The organism is Pseudomonas sp. B23(2017) (assembly GCF_002113725.1).
GTDB lineage: Bacteria > Pseudomonadota > Gammaproteobacteria > Pseudomonadales > Pseudomonadaceae > Aquipseudomonas > Aquipseudomonas putida_Z.
In genome coordinates, this window is the sequence record NZ_NEJM01000017.1 from 114,491 (window position 1) to 138,982 (window position 24,492).

29 protein-coding genes are annotated in these 24,492 nt (G+C 60.6%); 27 read left to right on the forward strand and 2 right to left on the reverse strand.

The window, feature by feature from the left end; all coding sequences use genetic code 11:
- The first annotated feature begins 136 nt into the window (after positions 1–136).
- The 27 genes from CAG46_RS23565 to CAG46_RS23695 all read left to right on the forward strand — a co-directional run bounded on the left by CAG46_RS23565 (position 137) and on the right by CAG46_RS23695 (position 23,548).
- A complete protein-coding gene (locus CAG46_RS23565) occupies positions 137–637 on the forward strand; it encodes a terminase small subunit (RefSeq protein ID WP_085614981.1) in 501 nt (166 codons plus the stop codon).
- A gap of 3 nt (positions 638–640) precedes the next feature.
- The gene (locus tag CAG46_RS23570; RefSeq protein ID WP_085614983.1) at positions 641–2,320 is read left to right on the forward strand and encodes a terminase large subunit; all 1,680 of its coding nucleotides are present in this window, start codon (positions 641–643) and stop codon (positions 2,318–2,320) included.
- Positions 2,317–2,478 carry a hypothetical protein gene (locus tag CAG46_RS28970; protein ID WP_178080723.1) on the forward strand — a complete coding sequence of 54 codons (162 nt, stop codon included), beginning with the start codon at positions 2,317–2,319 and terminating at the stop codon, positions 2,476–2,478. Before CAG46_RS23570 ends, CAG46_RS28970 begins: the two co-directional genes overlap by 4 nt.
- Positions 2,471–3,769 (forward strand): phage portal protein, encoded by a 1,299-nt coding sequence (locus CAG46_RS23575; protein WP_085614985.1) that lies wholly within the window; start codon positions 2,471–2,473, stop codon positions 3,767–3,769. The genes CAG46_RS28970 and CAG46_RS23575 overlap by 8 nt, the downstream gene beginning before the upstream one ends.
- A gap of 16 nt (positions 3,770–3,785) precedes the next feature.
- The gene (locus tag CAG46_RS23580) at positions 3,786–4,643 is read left to right on the forward strand and encodes a head maturation protease, ClpP-related (protein WP_085614987.1); all 858 of its coding nucleotides are present in this window, start codon (positions 3,786–3,788) and stop codon (positions 4,641–4,643) included.
- 2 nt (positions 4,644–4,645) lie between these two features.
- On the forward strand, positions 4,646–5,827 hold the full coding sequence (locus CAG46_RS23585) for a phage major capsid protein (protein ID WP_085614989.1): 1,182 nt from the start codon (positions 4,646–4,648) through the stop codon (positions 5,825–5,827).
- A 48-nt stretch (positions 5,828–5,875) separates the two neighbouring features.
- Positions 5,876–6,409 (forward strand): hypothetical protein, encoded by a 534-nt coding sequence (locus tag CAG46_RS28790; protein WP_158090791.1) that lies wholly within the window; start codon positions 5,876–5,878, stop codon positions 6,407–6,409.
- 4 nt (positions 6,410–6,413) lie between these two features.
- The gene (locus tag CAG46_RS23595) at positions 6,414–6,755 is read left to right on the forward strand and encodes a head-tail connector protein (RefSeq protein WP_085614993.1); all 342 of its coding nucleotides are present in this window, start codon (positions 6,414–6,416) and stop codon (positions 6,753–6,755) included.
- Complete coding sequence (locus tag CAG46_RS23600; RefSeq protein ID WP_085614995.1) at positions 6,752–7,078, forward strand: head-tail adaptor protein; 327 nt, start codon at positions 6,752–6,754, stop codon at positions 7,076–7,078. Before CAG46_RS23595 ends, CAG46_RS23600 begins: the two co-directional genes overlap by 4 nt.
- A 9-nt stretch (positions 7,079–7,087) precedes the next feature.
- The gene (locus tag CAG46_RS28975; protein WP_178080724.1) at positions 7,088–7,258 is read left to right on the forward strand and encodes a hypothetical protein; all 171 of its coding nucleotides are present in this window, start codon (positions 7,088–7,090) and stop codon (positions 7,256–7,258) included.
- A 3-nt stretch (positions 7,259–7,261) separates the two neighbouring features.
- Entirely contained in the window at positions 7,262–7,837 is a 576-nt protein-coding gene (locus CAG46_RS23605; protein ID WP_085614997.1) for an HK97-gp10 family putative phage morphogenesis protein, read from the forward strand.
- Positions 7,830–8,216, forward strand: a complete 387-nt coding sequence (locus CAG46_RS23610; protein ID WP_085614999.1) for a DUF3168 domain-containing protein — start codon at positions 7,830–7,832, stop codon at positions 8,214–8,216. The genes CAG46_RS23605 and CAG46_RS23610 overlap by 8 nt, the downstream gene beginning before the upstream one ends.
- A 55-nt stretch (positions 8,217–8,271) precedes the next feature.
- The gene (locus CAG46_RS23615) at positions 8,272–8,772 is read left to right on the forward strand and encodes a hypothetical protein (RefSeq protein ID WP_085615001.1); all 501 of its coding nucleotides are present in this window, start codon (positions 8,272–8,274) and stop codon (positions 8,770–8,772) included.
- A 39-nt stretch (positions 8,773–8,811) separates the two neighbouring features.
- Complete coding sequence (locus CAG46_RS23620; protein ID WP_085615003.1) at positions 8,812–9,141, forward strand: hypothetical protein; 330 nt, start codon at positions 8,812–8,814, stop codon at positions 9,139–9,141.
- Between the two features lie 372 nt (positions 9,142–9,513).
- On the forward strand, positions 9,514–9,918 hold the full coding sequence (locus tag CAG46_RS23630; RefSeq protein WP_069942543.1) for a hypothetical protein: 405 nt from the start codon (positions 9,514–9,516) through the stop codon (positions 9,916–9,918).
- A 23-nt stretch (positions 9,919–9,941) separates the two neighbouring features.
- On the forward strand, positions 9,942–13,196 hold the full coding sequence (locus CAG46_RS23635) for a phage tail tape measure protein (protein WP_256575131.1): 3,255 nt from the start codon (positions 9,942–9,944) through the stop codon (positions 13,194–13,196).
- Between the two features lie 45 nt (positions 13,197–13,241).
- Positions 13,242–13,826, forward strand: coding sequence for a hypothetical protein (locus CAG46_RS23640; RefSeq protein ID WP_085615007.1), 585 nt, complete (start codon positions 13,242–13,244; stop codon positions 13,824–13,826).
- Entirely contained in the window at positions 13,826–14,431 is a 606-nt protein-coding gene (locus tag CAG46_RS23645) for a hypothetical protein (RefSeq protein WP_015271414.1), read from the forward strand. Before CAG46_RS23640 ends, CAG46_RS23645 begins: the two co-directional genes overlap by 1 nt.
- 2 nt (positions 14,432–14,433) lie before the next feature.
- On the forward strand, positions 14,434–14,832 hold the full coding sequence (locus tag CAG46_RS23650) for a hypothetical protein (protein ID WP_085615009.1): 399 nt from the start codon (positions 14,434–14,436) through the stop codon (positions 14,830–14,832).
- Positions 14,829–20,000 (forward strand): DUF1983 domain-containing protein, encoded by a 5,172-nt coding sequence (locus tag CAG46_RS29180; RefSeq protein ID WP_256575132.1) that lies wholly within the window; start codon positions 14,829–14,831, stop codon positions 19,998–20,000. The genes CAG46_RS23650 and CAG46_RS29180 overlap by 4 nt, the downstream gene beginning before the upstream one ends.
- The gene (locus CAG46_RS23665; RefSeq protein WP_085615011.1) at positions 20,000–21,049 is read left to right on the forward strand and encodes a hypothetical protein; all 1,050 of its coding nucleotides are present in this window, start codon (positions 20,000–20,002) and stop codon (positions 21,047–21,049) included. Before CAG46_RS29180 ends, CAG46_RS23665 begins: the two co-directional genes overlap by 1 nt.
- Before the next feature lie 11 nt (positions 21,050–21,060).
- Positions 21,061–21,582, forward strand: a complete 522-nt coding sequence (locus tag CAG46_RS29185) for a hypothetical protein (RefSeq protein WP_085615013.1) — start codon at positions 21,061–21,063, stop codon at positions 21,580–21,582.
- Positions 21,582–22,184, forward strand: coding sequence for a tail fiber assembly protein (locus CAG46_RS23675; protein WP_256575133.1), 603 nt, complete (start codon positions 21,582–21,584; stop codon positions 22,182–22,184). The genes CAG46_RS29185 and CAG46_RS23675 overlap by 1 nt, the downstream gene beginning before the upstream one ends.
- A 59-nt stretch (positions 22,185–22,243) precedes the next feature.
- Positions 22,244–22,462, forward strand: coding sequence for a hypothetical protein (locus CAG46_RS23680; protein WP_085615015.1), 219 nt, complete (start codon positions 22,244–22,246; stop codon positions 22,460–22,462).
- Positions 22,459–22,905, forward strand: coding sequence for a structural protein P5 (locus CAG46_RS23685; protein WP_085615017.1), 447 nt, complete (start codon positions 22,459–22,461; stop codon positions 22,903–22,905). The genes CAG46_RS23680 and CAG46_RS23685 overlap by 4 nt, the downstream gene beginning before the upstream one ends.
- On the forward strand, positions 22,902–23,264 hold the full coding sequence (locus CAG46_RS23690; protein ID WP_085615019.1) for a hypothetical protein: 363 nt from the start codon (positions 22,902–22,904) through the stop codon (positions 23,262–23,264). Before CAG46_RS23685 ends, CAG46_RS23690 begins: the two co-directional genes overlap by 4 nt.
- Before the next feature lie 41 nt (positions 23,265–23,305).
- Entirely contained in the window at positions 23,306–23,548 is a 243-nt protein-coding gene (locus CAG46_RS23695; protein WP_143493401.1) for a hypothetical protein, read from the forward strand.
- A 152-nt stretch (positions 23,549–23,700) separates the two neighbouring features.
- On the opposite strand, the gene CAG46_RS23700 is transcribed toward CAG46_RS23695, so the two are convergent.
- A complete protein-coding gene (locus CAG46_RS23700) occupies positions 23,701–24,315 on the reverse strand; it encodes a YitT family protein (protein WP_085615023.1) in 615 nt (204 codons plus the stop codon).
- Positions 24,305–24,487, reverse strand: coding sequence for a prevent-host-death family protein (locus tag CAG46_RS23705; protein WP_085615025.1), 183 nt, complete (start codon positions 24,485–24,487; stop codon positions 24,305–24,307). Before CAG46_RS23705 ends, CAG46_RS23700 begins: the two co-directional genes overlap by 11 nt.
- Between the last annotated feature and the right edge of the window lie 5 nt (positions 24,488–24,492).

The following is a 24,492-nucleotide window of genomic DNA, read 5'->3' on the forward strand; positions in this document are numbered from 1 at the left end:
CCAGCGCGGCGCCATAGAGGCACGCCAGTAACGTGCCGCGAAAAGGGTAGGGGGGTCAAAAGTTAGGGATTCTCGTCTAGCTAGACCGCCACCGACCCCACGTAGACATTTTTCTCCCCCCTAAAGGTTTTCGTTAATGGTGTTAACAGACAAACAACGACAGTTTGTTGACGCTAAGGCCCGGGGCGCGTCCAACAAAGAAGCGGCGGAAGCCGCAGGCAGCAAGCCCTCGACGGCTGCGGCAGCTGGTTCCCGCTGGGCCAATGATCCGAAGATCGCATCCGCAATTCTGGCCCGTAGAGCAGAGCTCAGTGTTAACCCTGAGCCGAAAAAGCGGCGCAGCAAAGCGAAGGCCAATGAAACCAATGAAGACCCCGTGGAGATGAATGAGGCCGACGGCGAGTTCCTTAGCTGCCTGCCTTCAACCAATGATCCATTGGTCTGGCTGCTCGCGCTGATGAACGAACCCCGGGCGAAAGTCTTCGACCGGCGCAACGCTGCACAGACTGCCGTGCCGTATATCCATGGGAAGAAGGCCGAGGCGGGCAAGAAAGAGCAGAAGGCGGAGGCCGCGAAAGAGGCCAGCAAGGGCAAGTACTCCCAAAGCAAGCCGCCGCTCTCTGTCGTCAAGGGGTGACGCATGCTTTGGACTACGGCCTGCCCAGACTGGTGGCGGCGCCTGGCTGCCAGCGAATCAATCATCCCTGAACCGCTTTTCCCCCAGGAAGCAGAAGAAAGTCTTGAGGTTTTCAAGGGGCTTCGCATTGTCGATGCCCCAGGCAGCCCAACCATTGAAAGCGCATGTGCCCCATGGGTACTGGCTTTCGCAGGGGCTGTGTTCGGCAGTTACAACAGCGAGACCGGTGAGCGCCTCATTCGGGAGTTTATGCTTTGCATTCCGAAGAAGAACAGCAAGTCGACTATCGCCGCCGCGATCATGCTGACTGCCCTGGTCCGCAATTGGCGCATGTCAGCCGAGTTCATCATCCTCGCTCCGACTAAAGAAATTGCCGACAACGCCTTTGTGCCGGCCAAGGACATGGTCAATAACGACGACGAGCTGAAGGACCTGCTGCATGTGCAGCCCCATCTTCGGTTGATCACTCACCGTGAGACTGGCGCCACGCTGAAGGTGGTCGCCGCCGACAGTGACGTGGTGGGTGGCAAGAAGGCCGTTGGCGTGCTGATCGATGAGGCCTGGCTGTTCGGCAAAAACCCGAAAGCCGCTGACATGATTCGAGAGGCCACTGGCGGTCTGCTGTCCAGGCCTGAAGGCTTCGTCATCTGGCTGACCACGCAATCGAACGAGCCTCCGGCTGGAGTGTTCCGGTCGAAGCTGAACTATGCGCGCGGCGTGCGTGATGGCCGGATTAACGACAATCGATTCCTGCCGGTTATCTACGAATTCTCTAAGGAGATGATCGACAGCGGCGATGCTCGCAAGCCGGAAAACTTTCACCTGGTGAATCCCAACATGGGGTTCTCGGTCGACCGCTCGACGCTTGAACGATTGTTCATGCAGGCGGAGATCGACGGAGAGGCCGAGCTGCGAGGCTTCCTGGCCAAGCACCTCAATATTGAGATCGGCCTGGCCCTCATGTCTGACGCATGGGTCGGTGCCGAATTCTGGGAGCCGCAGGCGGCCACTTGGCTCAACTTGGATGAAATCCTGGAGCGATGTGAAGTCATCGATGTTGGTGGCGACGGAGGAGGGCTCGACGACTTGCTTGGCCTTGCCGTGATCGGCCGGGAAGCGAGCACCCGCAGGTGGTTCCACTGGGCTCACGCCTGGGCCCACCCCTCGGTCCTTGAGCGCCGCAAGTCTGAAGCCCCTCGGTTAAAGGACCTTGAGGCAGTGGGCGACCTGACCATCGTCAAGCGCATTGGTGAGGATGTGGAGCAGTTCGCCGCAATCGTCGCCCGGATCAACGAGTCGGGTCTGCTAGACAAGGTCGGGCTCGACCCGGCAGGGATCGGCTCAGTTCTAGACGCCCTTGCCGACGCTGGTGTTGAAGAAGACAAGATCGTTGGCATCTCCCAGGGCTGGAAACTCACCGGTGCGATCAAGACGACCGAGCGCAAGCTCGCTGAGGGCACGCTTTTGCATTGCGGCCAGCCGCTCATGGCTTGGTCATGCGGAAACGCCAAAGGGGTGCCGTCAGCCAACGCCTTCTTGATCACTAAGCAAGCATCAGGCACAGCGAAGATCGACCCGCTGATGGCTACATTCAACGCCGTTTCTCTGATTAGCCTCAATCCTGAGGGGCGCGGAGGAATGGATAACTTCATGGCTGGCATTCGGGACCCATTGATCGCATGAACGCACTTCACATTTTCATCGCCTGCGCATTGGTTGCCTTTTGTCTGGCATGTGCTGGCGTCTGGGTGCTGGCCGGCACTGGTTGGGCTTTGCTCGCGGGCGCGCTGAGTTTCTTCTGTATCGCCGGTTTCCTTCGCCGAGGACTGACCAGTGATTAAAACCCTATCCCAGGCATTGGGGGCTGCGGCCGCCAAGCCCTCCGCAAGCATGAGCGAATGGTTGGGCAAGAGCATCAAGCTATCGGATGGCGGCTTCTGGGGCGCTTTTCTCGGGGCTCAGTCCAGTAGCGGAAAGTCGGTCAGCGTTGACAAAGCGATGCGCCTTTCCACGGTGTGGGCATGCGTCCGTATCATCTCTACCTCGGTGGCTGGCTTGCCCCTGAGCATTTACCGGCGGATGCCCGATGGCAGCCGAGAGAGCGCCCGGGACTTTCCGCTGTACGACGTGGTGCACACCAGCCCCAACGAGGACATGGCTGCCTTCCATTTCTGGCAGGCAGTCGTTGCCTCGATGCTGCTGTGGGGTAATGCCTACTGCGAGATCCATCGATCTGCAGGCCGCGTTATTGCGCTGGACTTCTTGATGCCGTCCCGGGTCGACCTTGAGTTCGATAATGATGGCCGGCTGAGGTACTTCTTCAGGCCGAGAAAGGGGGCGCGCCGGGAGATTGTTCGGCAGAACATGTTGCACATCCCGGCGTTTACCCTGGACGGCCGGGTAGGCCTTTCGGCCATTCGGTACGGCGCAGATGTTTTCGGTTCGGCGATGTCCGCCGATGAAGCGGCCAACAGCACTTTCCGCAACGGCATGATGCCCACGGTCGCGTTTTCGGTGGACAAGACGCTGAACCCGGCTCAGCGCGTCGAGTTTCGTGAGTATGTGAAGACGATCTCCGGAGCCTTGAATGCCGGCAAGAGCCCGGTGCTCGAGCAGGGCGTCAAGCCGGAGATGATCGGCATCAACCCGGCCGACGCACAGTTGCTGGAGTCGAGAGGGCACAGCATCGAGGAAATTTGTCGATGGTTCGGCGTTCCGCCCTGGATGGTGATGAAGACCGACAAGGGCAGTAACTGGGGGACCGGCCTGGAGCAACAGCAGATCGCGTTTCTCACGTACTGCATCATGTCCTTCACGGCGCCGATCGAGCAATGCGTGAACAAGTGGTGCATGACGGCGGTTGATCGGATCAAGTTCTACGCCGAGTACTCACTTGAAGCGTTCCTGCGAGCGGACAGCGCTGGTCGGGCTGCCTATCTCAGCACGATGGGGCAGAACGGCTACCTGACCCGAAACGAGGGGCGGCGGAAAGAGAACCTTCCGAGCATGCCGGGTGGCGATGTACTGACCGTGCAATCGAACCTGGTGCCGCTGGACCAGCTGGGTAAGCAAAACGATAGCCAGGCCGCACGGGCCGCATTGATGAACTGGCTCCAACAGCCAGAAGAGTAAATCACGGGAGCAATCCATGAAGCACAAGATCCAGTCTCGCGGCCTGCGCAGCGAGATGAGCCCGCGCGCGCTCGACAAATGGAATCCCGCGATTCAGGCGGCCGTAGAGAACACCTCGGACACTATCACGGTGTACGGCGTGATCGGCGAAGACTGGTATGGCGAGGGTGTCACGCTTAAACGAATCGATGCCGCTCTGCGGGCCATTGGCGAGCGGGATGTAACCGTATACATCAACTCGCCTGGCGGTGACATGTTCGAAGGCATCGCCATCTACAACCGTCTGAAAGAACACAGCCATAAGGTCACCACCAAGGTGCTTGGCATGGCTGCCAGCGCCGCGTCGATCATCTACCTGGCCGGAAGCGACCGGCAGGTGGCCAGCAGCGCCTTCCTGATGATCCACAACTGCTGGACCTTCCTCGCGGGCAACCGTCATTACCTGCGCGATGTGGCTGATGACATGCAGGAGTTCGATGCCGCGATGGCCGACCTCTATGCCGAAACCAGTGGCCAAGGTGCCGATGACATTGCCGAACTGATGGATGACGAGACCTTCATCCGTGGCAAGCGTGCTGTGGAGCTGGGCCTGGCCACCGGCGTCCTGTCGTCAACCGAGATCACCGAGCGCGAGACTGACGAGTCGACGCAGAGCAATGCGCTCAAGGCCATGGACGTCGCATTGGCGAAGGCTGGAATGCCTCGTTCTGAGCGCCGCGAACTGTTCGCCAATTTCAAGTCCGGCATGTCTCGCGCTGCCGGCGGGGGTACGCATAACGCTGCCCCGCCCGACAAGCCCCGCGCTGTCGCGCCAGACCTCTCCGCCTCTCTGAGCGCGGCAACCAATCTCCTCAATTCTCTGAAAGGAAAGTGACCATGGACTTTGAAGCCCAAGTCAAGGAACTCAATGCCAGCCTGAAGGGCATTGGCGATCAGATCAAAAGCCAGGCCGAGGCGACCGAGAAGCAAATCAAGGCTTCCGGTGAAATGAATACCGAAACCCGCGCTAAGGTCGATGAACTGCTGACCAAGCAGGGCGAGCTGCAGGCCCGCCTGGGGGAGGCCGAGCAAAAGCTTGTGAATGCAAGCCGGGATCGCAATCATCAGGAAGAGCCGCAGAAATCGGTAGGCGCTCTCGTAATCGAAAGCGAAGAAATCAAGGACATGAACTCGTCCTTCCGCGGCTCTCGTCGTGTCTCCGTGCCGCGCGCGGCGATCACCACCGCAACCGGCGGTGACCTGGTGCAGACTCAGCGCTTGCCGGGGATCATTGCCCCGCCTCAACGCCGACTGACCGTACGCGACCTGGTTGCACCGGGCACCACCGAATCGAACTCCATCGAGTACGTGCGTGAGACCGGCTTCACCAACAACGCCCGCACCGTGGCGGAGACCACTGCCAAGCCGTACTCCGATCTGACCTTCGGCCTGACCACTGCGAACGTGCGGACCATCGCCCATTTGTTCAAAGCCAGTCGTCAGATGCTGGACGATGCCAAGGCCCTGCAGAGCTACATCGACGGTCGTGCACGCTACGGCCTCAACATGGCTGAAGAGGCTCAGTTGCTTTACGGCAACGGCACCGGTGTGAACCTGCAGGGCCTCATGACTGTCGCTCAACTGTACGCCGCCCCGGCTGGCGTAGCTGTAGTGGGCGAGCAGCGCATTGACCGCCTGCGCCTGGCGCTGCTGCAGGCCGAACTGGCCGAGTTTCCATCCGACGGCATCGTGCTCAATCCGATTGACTGGGCTGCCATTGAACTGACCAAGGATGGGGAGGGCCGTTACATCATCGGGCAGCCTCAGGAAGGCACCAACGCGAAGCTCTGGAATCGCCCTGTGGTTTCTACCCAGGCCATGACACAGAACGACTTCCTCGTCGGTGCGTTCAAGCTTGGCGCCCAAATTTTCGACCGCATGGAAATCGAAGTGCTGATCTCGACCGAGAACAGTGATGACTTCGAGAAGAATATGGCAACGATCCGTGCTGAAGAACGCCTTGCCTTTGCCATCTACCGCGATGAGGCATTCGTCACCGGTCCGCTGATCACTCCCTGATTCATTTGCCTTGGGGCGTCAGGAATGACGCCTGACTGGAGTACTTCTATGGCACGTAAACAGCAAACACCAGCATCTACTGCTGAGGTGAATGACGCCGCTTCGTCCGCTGAGGGCAATGGTCTTCAGCCTGAAGTTGGCAGCTTGTCCACCCCAACTGAAACCCCGGCACTGCTGACCGACGACGGGGGCGGTGCTCCGGCGATTGATCCAGGCCTGGTTCAGGTAGAGAGCCAGGAGCCGGTGACGGGGCAGGAAGGCTCAGGCCTAGAGGTTGGTGAGTCTGCCATCATCCCAGCGCCTGAACCCAGCGCGCCAGTTCCAGGCACCGACAACTCTGAAGCTGCCGATCAAGTTGTCCCAGCAGCAAGCGATGGCGGTAATTATTCCGGCCAGTCAGTGGGCAAGGTCGATCCTGCGACCATTCGCAACCCTGTCACTGTTCAGGTCTATCCGCTGCGCTCCTACATGGATGAAGGTGAGCTCCGCCGTCGTGGCGGTCAGGCTTATTCGGTACCTCGTCGGCATGCCGAAGAGCTGGTGCAGCGGAAGCTGGCATCGTTCGAGCCGCTGAAGGAGTGACAGTATGCCGGTCATCAGCTTGGCCATCGCCCGTCATCACCTTCGAGACCCGGACGATGCTGACGAGTACCTGGAGCTCCTTATCGAGGCAGCCGAAGGGCAGGCGATGGACTATCTGAATCGTCGCTTTTACGCCGATCAACAAGCTCTGGATGAGGCTGTCGCCGCTGGGGATGCCGGCGAATTCCCCATGGTCAGCAACAAGCAAATCAACGCGGCCTGCTTGCTGATCCTTGGGCACCTTTACGCAAACCGTGAGGACGTTGTGATCGGGACCATTGCCACCGAGCTTCCAAAGGGATCGTTGGCTCTCCTGACTCCACACCGTATTGGGTGGGGCGTATGAGAGCCGGGCCGCTGCGTCACCTATTCAAAGTGACCTTCCGACATGAAGAGAGGAATAAGTCCGGGGGGGCTGTAGTGACCTGGCTTCCTGCTGCTCGACCTGACATGTGGGGCGAGGTGCGGACCCCTACTGGTCGGATAACAGCCGTAGCTGAAAAGCTGAATGCTGTCGTCACGGCCGAGATCATCGGCAGACCGCGCCCAGACATTGTCGCCGGAACGCGCCTAACGCGACGTGGGGTCACCTACCAGGTCGAGGCAGTTTTACCGGACAACGAGAATTCCCTGATGAGGCTCCTTTGCTCATCGGTACCGAATCCATGAGGTGAAGCTATGAAAATTCAAGCACTGGGACCGCTGACCGGCGCTTCTGGCGAGCGCGAGAAGGGCGAAATCTTCGAAGTTGAGGATGAATATGGCAAGGGCCTGATTGCGCGCGGCTATGCCGTCGAAATCATCGAGAAGGCCGAAAAGCCAGCGAAAGCCGCTCAGGCCAAGGAGTAGGTCATGGCGCGCCGGTCCAGTATCCGCGGCGATATCCGGCTGCGCCGGACGCTGCGCAACATACACAAGACGATGGACAACGAACTGCAGCCGGCCATGGCCAAGGCGGCGGCACGCGTGCTGGCCACCCAGCAGCAGCTGATCCCGAAGGACACTGGCGCTGCGTCGGCGGCCCTGCGGGTCTACGTCGCCCCCAGCGGCCTGGATGCCCAGGTCGGTATCAGGGGCAAGCGGGACAACCGGCGATTCTTCTACCTGCGGTTCCTCGAGTACGGCACGAAGGGCTATTCCGGCAGCATGTACCAGCGAGCCGACCGCAACGCGGTGGGCGGTGTGCACACCAACAACCGCGACAAGTCGAAGCTGAAAGGGCGCCGCAATGCGCTCCGTCAGCGCGACACCAAGAACAAGTCGGATGGGCAGCACTTCTTCGGCAAGTATCCGGACATACCCGCCAGGCCGGCTCATCCTTGGCTGCGGCCGTCGCTGGACGTCAACCGCGAATACGTGATGGCCGACCTTCACGAAGCTGTCCGGCGCACGCTGCGCAAGGCGAGCCAGGGGATAGGCAATGGCTGATCCATCGCTGGCCCTGCAGGAGGCCATCTTCGCCAGACTTCAGGCCGAGGTCAGCTGCCCGATCTACGACGGTGCGCCGTTGAATGCGGACATGCCCTACGTGTCGATCGACCGGGAGGTCTCGGTCAACAGCAGCCCCATCTCCGGCCGAAAGCGCGAAACGCGCCTGCTGTACCTGTCGGTCTGGTCTGATGCCTTAGGTCAGGCTGAGGTGAAGCGCATCAACGGCGAGGTCATCGCCGCCCTGGACGAGCGCCGCCTACCGCTGGAGGTGGGGCGTGCCGTTTCCGTTCGGGTCGAGCAGGCTGACGCCCAGCGCGATGCCGACGGTATTACTTACCAGGGCTCGATTACCGTCCGCGTGATCACCACCCACTGAATCACCCACCGGCCGCGGCGCGGCTTTTACCCAATGTGCCTTTGGAGGAACACTCATGGCCGACGACAACCTCAACACAGCCGCCGGCTGCCGCTTCTTCATCGGCGGCAAGACCGGCGCAGACACCGAAACCGAGTACAAGGCCGACACCTACGTCGAAGTTGGCGAGATCGAGGACCTGGGCGAGTTCGGTGACACCTTCAGTAGCGTGAACTTCACCTCGCTGAAAGACGGTCGCGTGCGCAAGTACAAGGGCACCGCTGACGCCGGTGACCTGACCCTGACCGTGGGTCTTGATAACGGCGATGCTGGGCAGAACGCGGTGAAGACCGCTCACAAGGACCGCAGCAAGGGTGACTACAACATCAAAATCACCCTCAACGACGGTGACCCGGATGCCTCGCCGGTGATCAGTCCGACCACGTTCTACTTCCGTGGGAAGGTAATGAACAACACCGTGGCACCTGGTGCTGCTGACAACGTGGTCCGCCGCAATGTCACCATCGGCATCAACTCGGAAATCCTCGAGCTGCTGCCAGCACCGGTCACCCCATAACACCCGGGGCTTAGGCCCCGGCAACATAGGACCTGATCCATGAACAATACCTTGCACGGCACTGTGACCGTGAATGTGGGTGATGAGGAGTTCACACTTCGACCCACCCTCAAGGCGGTGAGGGCGATCGAGAGCCGTTTCGGCGGTCTGCGCGGCGCATCTGGAGCCCTGCATGCAGTAGGCGTGGATGCGGTGGCCTTCATCATTGCCGCCGGTGCTGGCCTGGAAGGGAAGGCTGCCGAAGCGCTGCCCGAGAAGGTCTGGCAGGAAGGCGTGGCTGGGCTGACACCGCCAGTCACCAGGTACCTTGGCGCTCTCTACAATCCGCGAGGCGGTGACCCGGGAAACGACCAAGCCGGGACGGCGTAAGCGCTGTCGAACACGGCAGCTACGTCGACCGGCTGTATGGGATCGCCACCGGCTGGCTGGGCTGGGCGCCGGATGTGGCCTGGTCTACGCCGCTCCCTGAGCTGTTCATGGCCATGGATGCCAGGATCGAGTGGGCGCAGATGACTAACCCTTTCGGTACCGGGAAGAATCAGCGGGCGAAGGAGAACCCAAGTGCATCGAGTGTCGCTGACAAACTGCGGCGGGCTTTGACAGGTCGTAAAAGTTGAAGCGATCCCCGCGGCATACGATGTTCACAACCTTTTTGCAGATCGATCGCAATGGTAGATTGCCCTCTTATTTCAGGGAGGGGTACGCATGCGGAAAGCTGTTTGCATAGGAGTATTGGCACTTATGATCGCCGGCTGTGAAACCACGCCGGTGCACCCAGATCATGCGAAACAAGTGCCGCTGTCAGACGTCCATGCATTCGGGCAGCAACGGGGCGCTGAAGACGCGAGGATCGTATTTACTCAAGATGCCGGTGCGATAAGTTGTTTTGGTGCCGGGATGTCAATCTACCTCGACGGGATGCTTGCTGCGGAAACCAGCCAGGGGCGAAGCGTTAAGCTTTACCATGCGCCGGGGCCTACACAGTTGAGTATCAAGAACAACGCCATGTGTGCAGGTGGCGGACAAGCAGGCCTTCTGTTGGACCTGAAGCCTGGATATTCGTATCAGGTGCGTGGTTATCGCGATATGTGGGACAAGCCATCACCGATGTTGACTGCTCCGCCACCGTACAAGTATGCAAAGTAGTCGGTTCCTGCCTGTTAACCAGGATGAACGATGATCATAAACCCGCCTCGGCGGGTTTTTTGTTTTTGGGGATTCAAATGGCTGACCAACAAGTCCAGGGGATGCTGGTCCAGATCGAGGCAACCACCGCGCAGTTACGACGCGAGCTAGCCAATGCGGATCAGTTGGTATCCAAGACCAGTCAGGCGATTGATCGTAATCTGGCCTCAGTTGATTCTGCTTTTGATCGAGCTGGTGCAGCTGCTCAGGGCGCCGGAGCACTCATGCGCGGTGCGTTTGCCGCGGTAGCCGGCGCGGGGCTTATTGGAGGCATCATCAAGCAGGTTGATGCCTACGGTCAGATGTCCGACCGGATGAAGGCGGCAGCCGGAAGCGCCGGTGAGTATCAGATGGTGCAAGAGCACCTGATGCAAACTGCTCAGGAAACTTATCGCCCATTGGCCGAGGCCCAGGAGCTGTACATCCGCACTGCCGATGTAATGCGCAGCCTGGGATTTAACACCAAGCAAACACTGGACATCACGGACAGCTTCAGTTTCCTGCTGGTGACCAATGCCGCGGCGGCTGACAAGGCTGGTTCCGCACTGGATGCATACTCCAAGGCATTGCAGACAGGCAAAGTCGAGGTTGACGGCTGGCAGTCAATTCAGACAGCCATGCCCACTATTGTTGACGCGATAGCCTCCGCGACGGGCAAGGGCGCGGACGAGGTTCGCAAGCTCGGCAACGAGGGCAAGCTGTCTCTGGAAGACATCAACACTGGTCTTCTGCGCACGGTTGAAGTGAACCGAAAAGCAGCAGCGGACATGTCCACCAGTGTTCAAGATGCCTTGAACAATATCGGCAATGCCACAGGAACATTCCTAGGGAAACTGGAAGAACAGACCGGCGCTGTCGCGGGATTATCCAAGTTCCTTGTGGTGTTGGCCGATAACGTTGACCTAGTGGCCGTGGCGATGGCTGGAGCTGGTGCTGCGGCCCTGACCACCTATGCCGCGAAAGCATACACAGCGGTTGGAGCGTTGCTTGCCCAGCGTAGTGCAACACTCCATGCCGCCAATGCTGCAATCGTGGCAGCAGATGCTCAGAGGGTTTTCGCGCAGGCTCAACTACAAGAGGCTCAGGCGTCCGTGGCTGCGGCGACGGGACTGCAGCGGCTGGCACTGGTTCAAAACCAACTCATTCCGAAGCAGGCCGCACTCACCGCCTCAACTGAGGCGCTGACGATCGCCCAGGCGAACCTGGCGCGGGCGACTACCACAGGTGGACTTCTGGCCGCGCTCGGCGGGCCCATGGGTTTGGCGTTGCTCGCCGGCACTGCGGCGGCCAGTCTTTTGTTGCTGAGGCACAACGCCGATCACGCTAGCGTTAGCTTGGACGAACTGCATAAGCCTGTTTCACAGTTGCGCGAAGAGTTTGCCAAGCTGAACAAGGATCAGCGTGAGGCGTCGCTGATCAAGTGGCAGCAGGAACAAATCAGCGCAACGGACAAGGTCAGAGATGCATACGGCGAACTTACCCAATCGATTCGTAGCGCCACTGTGACGGCACCCGCCCGTGACTCGGGTGGACAATATGGCCAGCAACTGCGCGAATTCCAGTCGGTTATTGATCGGCTAAACGAGGCTCGTGCTTCAGGTTCGGATTTGGCGCCCATCCTCAAGGAGGTAGGGGAGCGCCTTCATGTTCCGACCGGAACCGTCCAAGGGTGGATTACCCAGGCTGGAGTGGTCAGTGATGCGGATCAGCGCTCGGGGTTGATCGCCGAGACGCTGCGCGTCCTTACCGGAGTGACGGACCAGAATACAGCGTCGACGCAGGCAAACAATGCCGCCAAGGTCGGTATGAGTTCGGCCGGTCAGACCTACCTGGAAACGCTGCAGAAGCAGTTGGCCGGCCTGCAGGACAATGGCGACGCGATGAAGATCGCCAACCGCTACATCGCCGAAAACGCCGATCTCACCGAGACTGACCGACAGGCGATCCTTTCGGCGGCCAGCGCGATCGAGGCACAGAAGAAGGCCAATCAGGGCGCCAAGCAGGAAACGAAAGACGCCACCTCTGCGCAGACGAAGCTGAATCAGCAACTGAAGGAAGCAGAGACCGCTTATCAGCAGTTGAAAAAGGCTTACGACCCCGTAGGCGCTGCGTCCGATGAGTTTCAGAAGCAGACCAACAACCTTGATCTACTGCTGGCGCAGAAGAAAATCACCACCGAAGAGTACGGCAAAGCTGTTGGTGCGCTCGCCGAGCAATTCAATAGTGCGGTGCAGGCCTCGACCGGCCTGTCGCGGGCGATGAAGTACCAGGCCGATCTTGAGCGTCAGTTGGCGATCGCCCAGCAGCAGGGCGACGCTGCCGCTGCTGCGGTTGGAATGGGAGACAAGCGGGCAAGTCGTGCTCAGTCTCGGCTGGCGCTTGAGCAAGAGAACAACAACAAGATCCTGGCGCTGCGAGACGAGTTGGCTACAGCCAGCACTGAAAAACAGCGTCAGGAGCTTGAGAAGCAGATTGCCTTGAGGCAAGAGTACGGCGCCAAGCTGGTGCAGGTCCAAGAGGACACCTTCGTCAAGATCGACGCGGCCCAGGCCGACTGGAGTAATGGCGCGTCAGCAGCCCTGGAAAATTATCTCGACAGCGCCGCCGATGTAGCCGGCCAGACGCAGGAGCTGTTCACCAATGCGTTCAGCAACCTCGAAGACGGCATCGGCCAGTTCATCAAGACGGGCAAGGCGTCGTTCAAGGACTTCGCGGACGCGATCATTGAGGACCTGATTCGCATCCAGGTGCGCCAGGCGGCCGCTGGTTTCCTCAGTTCGGCGTTCGGCTTCCTGGGCGGCGGTGGGGCGGCGCTGGGGCAGGGCACCATGACCGGATTCAGCGAAGGCTCGTTCGTCGCGAACGCAAAGGGCGGGGTCTACGATTCGCCAAGCTTGTCGGCCTATTCCGGCGGGGTGTACGACAGCCCTCAGATGTTCGCCTTTGCCAAAGGCGCGGGGGTCTTCGCCGAGGCCGGTCCCGAAGCAATTCTACCGCTTCACCGGGGGCCGGATGGCTCCCTTGGCGTCATGGCTTCTGGCGCCGGAGGAGGCGGCGGAGAATCCTCGATCACGTTTGGCGGCATCACCCAGCATATCCAGGTGTCAGGGCAAGCCAACGCTGCCACCTTGGCCGATGTTCGGCGTGCCGCCGAGCAGGGGGCGCGGGATGGCTACGAGCTCATGCTGCGAGACTTCAAGACCAACGGTGCCGGGCGGCAGATGCTGCAGCGGCGGTAACTATGCTCGGCCTGCTTCGGCGGGCTTTCTTTTTGGAGTGAACCAATGGCGGAGGAATGGCCCGAAGACCTGGAGCCCACTGAGGTCACCTGGGGTGTCGTCTACAACAACCGGGGCTTCAGTTCTTCGCTGTCAAATTCGCAGCAGATCGTGGCTCAGCCTGGCTCCTACTGGAAATGCACCATGAATTTCGGCGTTCTGTATGAGGAGGACGAACGCGAACTGACCTCGCTGCTGGGTCGCCTGCACGGGATGTTCGGCACGGTAAACATCCCGTACCTCACCCGAGGGCGGGTGGACGACATCGGCACGCCGACGGTGGCAGTCGCCAATGCCCAGGCCAGCGTCATGCAGCTGCAAGGCATGCTGGCCAGCCGGCCGGTATTCAGCCGCGGCGATCTCATCACCATCAGCGGGGAGATGTTCGAGGTGGTGGAGCACGCCTCGTCCGACGCCGCTGGCAAAGCCGTGATTGCGGTGAACAAGCGCATCCGCAAGCTGATCCCGGTCGGCAGTGCGGTGGAGTACAAGAATCCCTACTGCGAGATGCGCCGCATGGATGACACCAACGAATGGACCACCCAGCCGGTGGTTTCGAACTCGACTCTGCAATTTCGAGAGGCATTCTGATGGCCACCGGTGTTTTTCCGTTCAGCCAGACAGTCGTCGACATCATCGCCAAGGGCAACTTCATGGCGGTATACGCCTGCCAGCTGGATTTCCCCGATGGGATGGTCTTCGCGCATACCGGTACCGGCGACCTGGTGATCGGTGGCATCACCTATCAGGGCGTCGGCAGCTTCGGGGAGGTCGGCCAGTCGCAGGAGAGCAGCAACTCGGGTTCGCCCATGTCGGTGGACCTGACGCTCAACGGCCTGGACGCCCAGATCATCACTGAAACCTCGCTGAAGGGGTGCCGGGGGCGCAACGGCAAGCTGATGTTCGTGGTGTTCGACCAGGACGGCAGCTATGCCGCCGATATCTTGTTCAGCGGACGCATGGACGCCGCCAAGTTCTCCTATGCGGGCAACGGCGAGGAGGGCAACAGCATCACGGTTCCCCTCATCGACCGCATGGCCGAGTGGAATCGGACCGGTACCGAGCGCTGGACCGACGAGAACCACAGGGCGCGCCGGCAGGACGACCGCTTCTTCTTCGCCATCGCCCAAATCGCCGACTGGCCCATCTACTGGGGCGCCTCCAAGGACGCACCGAAGTTCACCTACGAGACCTAGCCATGCGAAAGCGCGATTGGACGACACAGCTTGCCAACACGATCAAGGCCGCCACCGAGCGGCCTTTTTCATGGGGCGAATTTGACTGCTGCCTGTTTGCAGCCGACTGCGCCCTGGCGGTGTGTGGTGTCGATCCTGCCGAAGCCTACCGCGGCCGGTACTCATCCGAGGCTGGCGCCAAGCGCTTGCTGAAGAAAATGCACGGCTCCCTGGAGGGCGCCTGGGATGCCTGCTTTGCCCGCATCCAGCCTGGCTTGATCCAGCGGGGCGACATCGCCTTGTACGACGGCCCCAACGGGCGAGGCGTGGCGGTGTTCTGGGCGGATGAGTTCTGGTCGGTGTCCCCCGATGGGGTCGGGCGTATCGAGTGTGAACCGTTGACGGTGTGGAGAGTTGAATGAGTTCAGCAGTCAAGAAGGTGGCCCAGATCGCGGTCGGCGCGGCCATCGGCTTTATCCAGGGAGGGCCTTGGGGCGCGCTGGCGGGCGCAGCGATGGCGTTCTACGTCGCTTCGCAGCAGGACAAGCTCGATACCGGCTCGCTGCGCACCAGTGAACCGTCCAGCCAGACCCTACGCTCGTCCAAGGCGGCTGCCCGGTACGTACTGGGCCGGGTGAGCACTGGCGGCGTTCTAGCCTGGGGGCAGGAACAGGCTGGCGACCAGACCGACGGCGAATGGCTACACATGGTGTATGTGCTGTCGGAAGGAGAGATTGACGGGCTGGAGGACATCTTCCTCGGCGAGGAGCGCGTTCAATCCTATGGGGAGCACGCGAGTTATGAGCTGGTCACCAACCCGACCCAGGTGAATGCCTTCCTGAAAGCCAACAGCCCGGACTGGCGCGACACCCAGATTGGCCGAGGCCTGTCTTTCGTCCGGCTGTCGTTCAAGTACAGCGCCGAGAAGTATCCCTCTGGCATTCCGGATGTGCGCTTCGTACTTCGCGGGCGCCGGGATATCTACGATCCTCGGATCGGGACCTCCGGTTACAGCGAAAACACCGCACTTCACATCCTCTGGTTCCTGCGCAACCGGTGCGGCGTGCCGGATGATGAGATCGTGTTCGCGAGTTTCGCCAACAGTGCCAGCGTGTGCGATGAGATGCTGGCCAACGCAGATGGCAGTACCTCGGCCCGATACCGCTCAGGCTGTGTCATCGGCGCCGATGAGTCGCGCACCCAGGTGATGCAGAAGCTGGAGGCGGCGTGCGGTGGCAAGCTGATCCGTGTCGGCGGCCGCTGGATGCTGCAGGTCGGGGCCTACTACGGCCCGTATGACTTCGAGATCACTGAGGACATGGTGATCGGCACCGTCACCGGCAGCACCGAGCCGACCAACGACTCGGCGATCAATACCGTGCGTGGTACTTTCGTGGACCCGGCGCAGGCCTGGGCCGAGACGGACTATCCGGAGGTATCGGTGAGTGAGTGGGTGGTGGCCGACGGCGGTGAGGCGGCAGAAACACTGTCGTTCTCCTACGTGAGCAACCCCTACCAGGCCCAGCGCCTGGCCAACATCGAACTGCGCCGCCGGCGTGCAGGCGGAAACTTGTCGATCCCCATGAACTTCATGGGCTACAACTGCCGCCCTGGCCGCTCGGTGAAGGTCAACCTGCCATCCCTGAATATCGTGGGCGAGTTCATCGTCACCGACTGGTCGATGAGCGCCGACAGTGGCTGCAACGTCTCGGTTGCTCAGAACGAACCGGCAATCTTCGACGACGCTGTGGGCCAGCCGTACAATCCGATCGGCTTCATCAAACTGCCGGCCGGCGGTCTGGGTAGTCCTACTGGACTCGCCTGGTCGACCGAGGACAATGCCGAATCGGTACAGGGTACCCTGTCGTGGGCGGCGCCCTACGGCGTGGTCACGGGCTACGCCATCACGATTCGCCAAGGCGCGGCCGCCGTGCAGGCCCAGCAGGTACCGGCTACGGCGCTCAAGCTGCCACTGTCGGGCCTGCCGTCTGGTAGTTACACCATGAGTGTGGCCGCTCTCGGTCCGCTGACCCGCTCTGGCGAAGCCAGTATCACCGTGAGCATCGACGGCCCGCCAATCCCAGAATCGTGCGTAGTGCAGGCGACTATCGACACCATCACGCTGATCCCGGGCAACACACTGCATGGATTGAATGGCGGCACCTACGAGTACTTCTTCTCGACCAACCCACAGGCAACCGAGGGTGAATACCTGGGCCAAGGCTTGTCCCTGACCCACACCGGTCTGGCGTTTGCCACCAACTATGCCTATTTCGTTCGTTCGAAGAATGCCTACGGGGTGAGCGCCTTCCTGAAAGTGGTTGCCTCTACATCGACTGATGTCGAGAACATGCTCGATGCGTTGAAGGACAAGATCGAGGGTGGTCAGTTGGCGCCCGCGCTGCGGGAAGAGATCGAACTGATCTCCGGTCCGCCAACACTGGAAGGCTCGGTCGCTCAGCGGGTTGCTGCTGAGGCAGTTGCGCGCGCCCAGGCGATCGCGGTTGAAACTCAGGCACGGACCCAGGCAATCAGCGATGAAGCTGCGGCCCGCGCCCTGGGCTTGTTGTCCGAGGCCCAGGCGCGCGGCACCGCCATCACCAGCGAGGCGCAGACTCGCCAATCGGCCGATGCCGCCTTGGGCCAGCGCATTGACACTGTCACTGCCTCGACAGGCGATAATGCTGCAGCCATTCAGTCGGAGATCACCGCACGCACTAATGCGGACACGGCTCTGGGGCAACGGATCGACACTGTGGCGACCAGCAGCGCGGCCAACTCGTCGGCAATCAGCAATGAGACCACGGCGCGAACCAACGCGGACGCGGCCCTGGCTTCGCAGATTGCAACGATTCGGGCCGAGTCTGGAGGGTTCGATACTGCCCTGAACTACAGCTTCGCTTCGACCGTAGAAGGCTGGTCGGGCATCCGCTGCAGCCTGGCAGTGGAGAATGGGCGTCTGATCGTCACCAACACTGACATCAGCGCCTACCTCAACAGCCCGGTTGTGTCGATCAACGGGCGCGATCATGACCGCGTTCGCTGCAGGATCACTCGCCGAGCCGGTACCGGCTGGAACGGGCAGATCACTTACGTGACAGCAAACCACGCCTCGAGCACGTCGTACCGGAAAGTCATTCCGGACCCGGGCCTAGCGGTCGGCCAGAGCATGGTGTTGGAGTGGGACATGTCGCAGCTGACTGCTGGCGGGTCCGACTGGTCGGACAGCACGATCACCAGGTTTTACCTGTGGCTCAGCTCGGTGGCGGATGATGTGTTCGAGATCGACTGGATCGCCGTGGGTCAGGTCGCGCCGTCGGCGTCCGTGGCCTCGGTTGTGGATGAGCGCACCGCCCGCATCAGCGGTGATGAGGCGAACGCTTCGGCCATCATGGGCGTAAGCAGCAGCCTGCAAACCACCAACGGCAACGTGACGGCTGCGCAGCAGGCTGCCCAGGCGGCATCTGACAAGGCCGGCGGCAAAGGGGAGGTGATCTACAGCAGCACCGAACCGGCAACGGACAAGCGCCTGGCGCAGAATCTGTGGATCGATACCACGGGGGCGGCAAACACGCCGAAGCGCTGGACCGGGGCCGCCTGGGTGGCGGTTACCGACAAGGTGGCCGCCGATGCAGCGGCTGCTGCGGCCAGCGCACTTGCTCAAATGGCGGCCAAGGCTGATGCCTCTGCGCTGCAGACGTTGCAAACTGCAGTCACCAACCAAGGCAATACGCTGACCTCTCAAGGCACCTCGATTACTCAAATCAAGGCGTCCATCGGCCAGCAACCTGACAACCTGATCCTGCGTGGCAGTTTCGAGGATGGCCTGACTGACCCTTGGACCGGTGATGCCCGGATAACCAACGTCTCGGCGCATCCCTCCGCCGGAAAAGGCGTGTCGTTCTATACGAACAGCTTCTGCGGGGCGGCAGCAAACGTAGTGACTGCTGGCGGCGAGCAGTTCGACCTGTCGGCAGATATCTGGCCGGGCTACATGACCGCTGGCCAAACTGCCCGGCTGCAGATGCAGTTCTTTGACAAGGCCGGGACCAACCTGGGCTATTTCAACGCATTCTCGGTAGTGGCTGCGGCGACAGGATTCAAGTCTCACGCCGGGCGCATTACTGCGCCGGCGGGAGCCGTATCGGCGCGGTTTTTAACCCGTACTGAACCGGCGGACGGCACAGGTCGATCGCTGTGGTGCAACATCGTCGCGCGCCGCGTCACCGCTGCCGATACAGCGAACGCGGATGCCATCAGCACCCTCGGCGCGAGTGTCAACCAGCAAGGCAACACGCTGACCAGCCAGGGCCAGGCTCTGACGCAACTGCAAAGCAGTGTGGGAGGAATTGGGGGGAACGGCGCCAATCTGCTCGACAGTGCCTACAGCTGGCTGACTTCGGCCGCGTTGCCTGTCACTGGGGGCGCGTTGTTGACCAAGACTGGGGTGGCGGTGCCCGAGGCTGACTCCGGGTTCGGCTACTCCCTGGAGGCAGACACCGACAGCCTGTTTTCGTACATCGTGCTAGCTCCGACCAACAATCCGGCGGCCTTCAACATCCGGGTTGAACCTGGTGTTTACCTTGTGTCGATGTATGTGAAAGGCGGCACGGCCGGCTCAATGATGGTCAACCTGTACAACGGAGTGACCTCTCGATCGGCGACCCAGCCGTATACCACCGAGCGTACGCGCATCACGTTCCCAATCACCATCACGGAAAGCGGCAAGGTCGGTCTACTGATCTACCCGAACCGGCATGCAGCGCCAAGCGCCTCGATGGTGGTGGACTCGATCATGGTCGAAAAGCGGGTCGGAGAGAGCAACACCCCGTCACCGTTTGTCGCTGGGCCTAGCGCCCGGGCGGCCACCGCTCAGGCTACTGCGATCAGCCAGATGGACACGGTTGTGAAGCAGCAGGGCACGGCAATCACTGCGCAGGCCAGCCGCCTGGACGGGCTGTACGTCCAGGTGAATCCGGAAATGGAAGGGGACAGCTCCGGCCTGGCTGGCGCCGCGGGTGGCCTGGTGGGTGTCTGGACTGAGCAATCGGCCCGGATCGAGGACGGTATCGCTATGGGGCGGCAGGTTGAAACGGTCCAAGCGCAGATGGGCCAGACCAATGCGTCGGTCCAGCAGGTCAGCGAGGTCATGGCTGACATCAACGGCAGGGTGTCGGCTCAAACCACGCTGAAGGTCGAGACAAACCAGGGCGGCCGCAAGGTCGTCTCGGGCATCGCGATCGGCAGCAATGGGGAGGAGGGCGAGATCCTGCTGATGGCCCAGCGGCTGGCGATCATCGACAGCCTGAATGGCCAGACGATCCTTCCGTTCGTGGTCGAAGGCGGACAGGTCTTCATCAACCAGGCGGTGATCAATACCGCGTTCATCCAGCAAATTGTGGCCGGTATGACCATTCGATCTGCTGCGCTGAACGCCCAGGGCCTACCGCTGCTTGAGATCAACTTCGCTGCGGGCACATTCACGCTGCGGGGCCAAGATGCCCAGGGCTCTACGCTGCTGAACAATGGAGGGTTGTATGTATACGACGTGAACGGCGTCGAGCGTGTTGCAGTGGGGAGGCTGACCTGATGGCTACTCTTTATGGGCTGAGGACGAAGGATGCGTCCTCAAGGGTGACTCTTGACACCGCAAGCACGCCAATCCGCTCCCTAAAGATGTTACAGGTAACTTGTGACGGTAGCTTTGAGCAGAACTTTTCGATACCAGAAATCAAAAGTGACTCTTTTGTGGTGGTGGACCGGTTGGCGCCGGCATCGAGCCCGACGACTAACTGGTCTCCACAGGCCTGGTACTCGCCTGGGCTGCTCACAATCCGACGAGGGTTCAACGAGACGTGGCAGGTTCTAGTCTTGTCGAGTGGTGGTGCTCCGTTTACTGCTGTCGGGCAGTATGGCGTGCGGTCGGTAAACAATAACATCCAATCACAAATTGACTCGGTCAACCGGGTCTTGAATGTGATGTATCAGGGCTCGTTTACTTTTCCATCGTGGGCGAACAGGGATCAACCGTTCCTCAATGGATATGATTTTCCGACGCCGATAACGACATATGAACGTCCACTTGTTTTCGTAAACGGCCCGGGGCACCTGATGCTTAGAGACTTCTATGTGCAAGGATCGCCAGGGAACTGGACAGGCTGGCGTGTCGCCAAGTACATGCATCCTGACTTCGGGCCTGTATGGCTTGAAGCCATGCAGGTGGACTGGTTTGTGGGCAGCTATTCAGCCAGTCCGGTGTCTGTCGGAGCGTATGGCGCCACAGTGAGTGATGCATCGGGGGTGGACATATTCACATCCACAAACAACATCGTTCGCTTAAACAGCCAGCCGACAACCACCTCTTTCATAGTGGCGGGAAGCCCAATTGTTGGTGCCGGATATTATGCGGCTAGTTGTCAGATGCCCTGGACTAACAATGTGGGTGACTACTTTCTGGCTAATGCATTACTTTCGCCAACGTACGTTCCTGCAGGAACTACAAGTCCATGGCTAGCCACTATTGCGGGCTTCTTGAACGGCCGACGCGATATGTTACAGGCCTATACCGAGAACTACGGCGCAATCAACCCAGTTGATCCAAACGGGCGAACGTTGTTCGCAGCACGACCTACTCTTTAGCAAGGAATGATATGGCCAAGCAAACTATCAACCTCGGCACCGCACCCAGCGGTGCTGGCGGGGATGACCGTCGGAGCGCCTGGGTGAAGGCGATCGCAAACTTCGATGAGCTCTACACCTTCATCGCAACTGCATTCAACAGAGCCAACATTGTCGGTTCGGTGGGGCAAGCCTCAGGTGTGCCGACGGGGGCGGTGATGCAGCGGGGCAGTAATTCCAATGGTGAGTTCATTCGCTTCGCAGACGGCACGCAGATTTGCTGGGGCATGTACGGCATGGCCCACAATGGAGCGTCGCTCACGCCTACCGGCGTCACCATCACGTTCCCAGCCGCATTCACCGGGTTTGTCAGTACCGCGAACCCGAAAATTTCGACCCAGCTCACCTTGGCGTATCCAAATTCCAACAACAACTTTCAGATCAACCGGCTCAGCGGCTGCGCGACCAGCAACGCAGGGATGCTGATCGAGGGTGCCTGGACGCCTGGGCAAACTTGCTATATCGGCTGGACCGCAACCGGAAGGTGGTACTGATGAAAATTAAGCTCTCGCCCGTGTTCTTCACGGGGCAATCGCTGACCGTCTACAAGCAAGGCGACAGCCTGACAATCAACGGTCTGACCTTGGACTTTTCCGCGCTAATGGAAGGCGCCACATTGCCGGCCGAGGCCACCGGTTGCCCTTGGGTGGTTGCACCCGTCGAGCGCGTGGAGGGCCAGTTGGTGGTAGTGCTGCTGCTGCCCATTCCGATCGATGCCAGCCAGGAGGCTTGTTTTCCGCGTGACATCGTGTCGCCGGCTGATGGCCTGGTCGCACTGCCGATTCCTGCCGCCGAACAGCCAGCGCCGGCGCTGGGATTTGCTGCGATCGACTGGAGCCAGGTGGTGACTGCCGAGGCGAAGGCCCTGGCAGCGTCCGAGCAACTGCGTGCGACCGCCACGGCGGAAATTGCCCAGCGCCGAGCAGCCGCGGATCTGGCGATCGCTCCGTTGCAGGATGCGGTAGACCTGGAAGAGGCCACTCTCGGGGAGACCGACGCGCTGAAGGTCTGGAAGCGCTATCGCATTGCGCTCAACCGTTTGCCTGAACAGCCCGGCTTCCCGGAAACCATTGACTGGCCTCAACTGCCGGCCTGATTCGACCACACCCAAACCCAACCGCCGCCCGGCGGTATTTTTTTGCCTGGAGAAAACCCATGCCGTTCATCGTCATCAACACCAGTAACAGCTTCGATCCCATCCACCAGAACGAATACGCCACGGAACAGGAAGCGGATGCCGCGGCCCGCAAACTACTGGAGGAGCAGCCAGCTGCAATCGTCCGTACTGCCAAAGTGCTCAAGCGCTACTGGGCGCAGGTGACCGTGTCCGTGGAAGAAGCTGCAGGTCAACCAGTACAGGAGGTCACTGAATGACTACTCCCCGCGGTGTGCGCAACAACAATCCCGGTAACATCGATTTCAATCCCCGGAACGCCTGGCAGGGGCAACTCGGAGTGGAGGTGGGCGTAGCCAAGCCGCGCTTCGCCAGGTTCGACCAAGCGGAGAATGGCATCCGAGCTCTGGGCAAGCTGCTGCTGAACTATCGGGGCAAGGACGGCATGCCTGGCGTCGGCCGGCCCGGCATCGATACCCCGCTGGAATTCATCAGCCGCTGGGCACCCTCCAGCGAGAACAACACCCAGGCCTATGCCCAGGCAATCGCCAAGCGCTTGGGCGTGGGCGTACGCGACTCCATCGACATCTCCAAGCCGCAGGTGCTGCGCGAAGCCGTGGTCGGCATCATCGTCCACGAGAACGGCGGTAACCCATATAAGGATCAGGTGATCGATGAGGGTGTCCGGCGGGCGCTGGCATGAAGTCGTTGGTGCACCAAGTCGCTGGCGCATGTCTGCTGATCTCGATCGGCGTGCTGGTGGGGACCTGGGCTTCCACACGGCACTTCCGCCCGCTGCTCGACGCCGAGCACGACCAGGTCACCAACTGCAAGGCGGCGCGGGACAACCTCAGCGGGCTGGCGGCGGAGCAGGGCAAGGCCTTGGGCGACTTGACTCTGGCGGCGAAGGCTCGTCAGGCCGGGGCTGAGCAGGCGGTTGGCAAGGCGAAGGCCAGCGCGGAAGTCGACTACGCTGCGGCAAACCGTCTGCAGCAGGAGCGATCCGGCGGCGACCAGTGCGCTGCAGCCACCTCGATCATTGACAAGGAGCTGGGTCTTTGAACGACAAGATCGATTACAAAATATTCCGGAAATTATTCCTGATGGCCGGCATGCTGCTGGCAGGGTGCGCGACAAAGCCGCCGCCGCAGATCCAATACGTGCGCGTCGAGGTACCGGTGCAGGTGCCGTGTCGAGCGCCCGAGGTAGCAGTGCCGACCTGGGCTACTGCGGGATTGCGCAAGACCGACAGCCTCGAGGTGAAGGTGAGGGTGCTCCTTGCCGAGCGGCGACAGCGCATCGGGTATGAAAAAGAGCTTGAGGCGTCGGCCAGCGTTTGTCGCTGATCCTGCGCAGCAGCGCTTGAGCGAGGTCGAATAGCAGGCCTGGCCTGCGAAGCAGCGTATGACTAGGTGGGAGCTTAGATACTACAAGGCCCGGCAGAATCACCGGGCTTGTTTAGGTAGGGTCTCGGGTCCGTCCCGATAGAGGAACCGGTTCAACCCCGGTACCGTCCCGGCTTGTGCCAGCGGATTAGAACCAGGTTCATTGCGACGGTGCCCACCGCTGACCAGGCCATCTTGTCGGCTGACAGGTAGAAAGCGGCGACCATAAACAGAACCGCGTCACAAATGATCTGGCAGACCCCGGCGTTGATTCCGAATTTCTTCTGAAACCAGAGGACCATCGAGCCGGTGCCGCCCATGGATGCGTTGTGCCTGGCCAAGCAGAGGATGCCCATTCCCAGCAGCGTGCCGCCGAGCGCCCAGCCGACGGCAGGGTCAATGCCGGCATTGTTAAGGGCCGGAGTAACAAGCTTGACGCCCAAGCCCAAGGCGAAGCTTACCAGAATGCTTTTCAGGGTGAAGTTCCGCCCCATGGTGAACAGGGCAAACAATAGGAATGGGACGTTGATGGCCGGTACCAGAGCCGACGGGGGGTATGGGGTCACAAAGGACGCGAGCAAAGCCATTCCAGCAATACCGCCGGTGATCAGCCCGCTTTTGCCTAGGATGGCAATTCCGGTCGCTGCCAAGGCGATGCCAGTGAACAGGCCGTATGCATCATCAAGTGCGCTGTGGCGTGGGTAGGGAGCGTGGATATCACAGTTCATACGGCGTCTCCATCAGCGTAGTGGCGTGGTGACGCAAACCTTCCATAGCGGTGACTCGTGCGATCTCGATGCCCTCGCGAACGATGATAACCACCGTTCCGTAGATCACTTGTTCAAGGATGAATTCGAGGCTCGATTGTGCCTCGTACAGGTCGTAAATCACCTGGTTCATGGGGT

Excerpts from the sequence above, each read along its gene's own strand:
- CAG46_RS23565 (WP_085614981.1), top strand. The coding sequence starts at position 137 with ATGGTGTTAACAGACAAACAACGACAGTTTGTTGACGCTAAGGCCCGG.
- CAG46_RS23570 (WP_085614983.1), top strand. The coding sequence starts at position 641 with ATGCTTTGGACTACGGCCTGCCCAGACTGGTGGCGGCGCCTGGCTGCC.
- CAG46_RS28970 (WP_178080723.1), top strand. The coding sequence starts at position 2,317 with ATGAACGCACTTCACATTTTCATCGCCTGCGCATTGGTTGCCTTTTGT.
- CAG46_RS23580 (WP_085614987.1), top strand. The coding sequence starts at position 3,786 with ATGAAGCACAAGATCCAGTCTCGCGGCCTGCGCAGCGAGATGAGCCCG.
- CAG46_RS23585 (WP_085614989.1), top strand. The coding sequence starts at position 4,646 with ATGGACTTTGAAGCCCAAGTCAAGGAACTCAATGCCAGCCTGAAGGGC.
- CAG46_RS28790 (WP_158090791.1), top strand. The coding sequence starts at position 5,876 with ATGGCACGTAAACAGCAAACACCAGCATCTACTGCTGAGGTGAATGAC.
- CAG46_RS23595 (WP_085614993.1), top strand. The coding sequence starts at position 6,414 with ATGCCGGTCATCAGCTTGGCCATCGCCCGTCATCACCTTCGAGACCCG.
- CAG46_RS23600 (WP_085614995.1), top strand. The coding sequence starts at position 6,752 with ATGAGAGCCGGGCCGCTGCGTCACCTATTCAAAGTGACCTTCCGACAT.
- CAG46_RS28975 (WP_178080724.1), top strand. The coding sequence starts at position 7,088 with ATGAAAATTCAAGCACTGGGACCGCTGACCGGCGCTTCTGGCGAGCGC.
- CAG46_RS23605 (WP_085614997.1), top strand. The coding sequence starts at position 7,262 with ATGGCGCGCCGGTCCAGTATCCGCGGCGATATCCGGCTGCGCCGGACG.
- CAG46_RS23610 (WP_085614999.1), top strand. The coding sequence starts at position 7,830 with ATGGCTGATCCATCGCTGGCCCTGCAGGAGGCCATCTTCGCCAGACTT.
- CAG46_RS23615 (WP_085615001.1), top strand. The coding sequence starts at position 8,272 with ATGGCCGACGACAACCTCAACACAGCCGCCGGCTGCCGCTTCTTCATC.
- CAG46_RS23620 (WP_085615003.1), top strand. The coding sequence starts at position 8,812 with ATGAACAATACCTTGCACGGCACTGTGACCGTGAATGTGGGTGATGAG.
- CAG46_RS23630 (WP_069942543.1), top strand. The coding sequence starts at position 9,514 with ATGATCGCCGGCTGTGAAACCACGCCGGTGCACCCAGATCATGCGAAA.
- CAG46_RS23635 (WP_256575131.1), top strand. The coding sequence starts at position 9,942 with ATGAACGATGATCATAAACCCGCCTCGGCGGGTTTTTTGTTTTTGGGG.
- CAG46_RS23640 (WP_085615007.1), top strand. The coding sequence starts at position 13,242 with ATGGCGGAGGAATGGCCCGAAGACCTGGAGCCCACTGAGGTCACCTGG.
- CAG46_RS23645 (WP_015271414.1), top strand. The coding sequence starts at position 13,826 with ATGGCCACCGGTGTTTTTCCGTTCAGCCAGACAGTCGTCGACATCATC.
- CAG46_RS23650 (WP_085615009.1), top strand. The coding sequence starts at position 14,434 with ATGCGAAAGCGCGATTGGACGACACAGCTTGCCAACACGATCAAGGCC.
- CAG46_RS29180 (WP_256575132.1), top strand. The coding sequence starts at position 14,829 with ATGAGTTCAGCAGTCAAGAAGGTGGCCCAGATCGCGGTCGGCGCGGCC.
- CAG46_RS23665 (WP_085615011.1), top strand. The coding sequence starts at position 20,000 with ATGGCTACTCTTTATGGGCTGAGGACGAAGGATGCGTCCTCAAGGGTG.
- CAG46_RS29185 (WP_085615013.1), top strand. The coding sequence starts at position 21,061 with ATGGCCAAGCAAACTATCAACCTCGGCACCGCACCCAGCGGTGCTGGC.
- CAG46_RS23675 (WP_256575133.1), top strand. The coding sequence starts at position 21,582 with ATGAAAATTAAGCTCTCGCCCGTGTTCTTCACGGGGCAATCGCTGACC.
- CAG46_RS23680 (WP_085615015.1), top strand. The coding sequence starts at position 22,244 with ATGCCGTTCATCGTCATCAACACCAGTAACAGCTTCGATCCCATCCAC.
- CAG46_RS23685 (WP_085615017.1), top strand. The coding sequence starts at position 22,459 with ATGACTACTCCCCGCGGTGTGCGCAACAACAATCCCGGTAACATCGAT.
- CAG46_RS23690 (WP_085615019.1), top strand. The coding sequence starts at position 22,902 with ATGAAGTCGTTGGTGCACCAAGTCGCTGGCGCATGTCTGCTGATCTCG.
- CAG46_RS23695 (WP_143493401.1), top strand. The coding sequence starts at position 23,306 with ATGGCCGGCATGCTGCTGGCAGGGTGCGCGACAAAGCCGCCGCCGCAG.
- CAG46_RS23700 (WP_085615023.1), bottom strand. The coding sequence starts at position 24,315 with ATGAACTGTGATATCCACGCTCCCTACCCACGCCACAGCGCACTTGAT.
- CAG46_RS23705 (WP_085615025.1), bottom strand. The coding sequence starts at position 24,487 with ATGAACCAGGTGATTTACGACCTGTACGAGGCACAATCGAGCCTCGAA.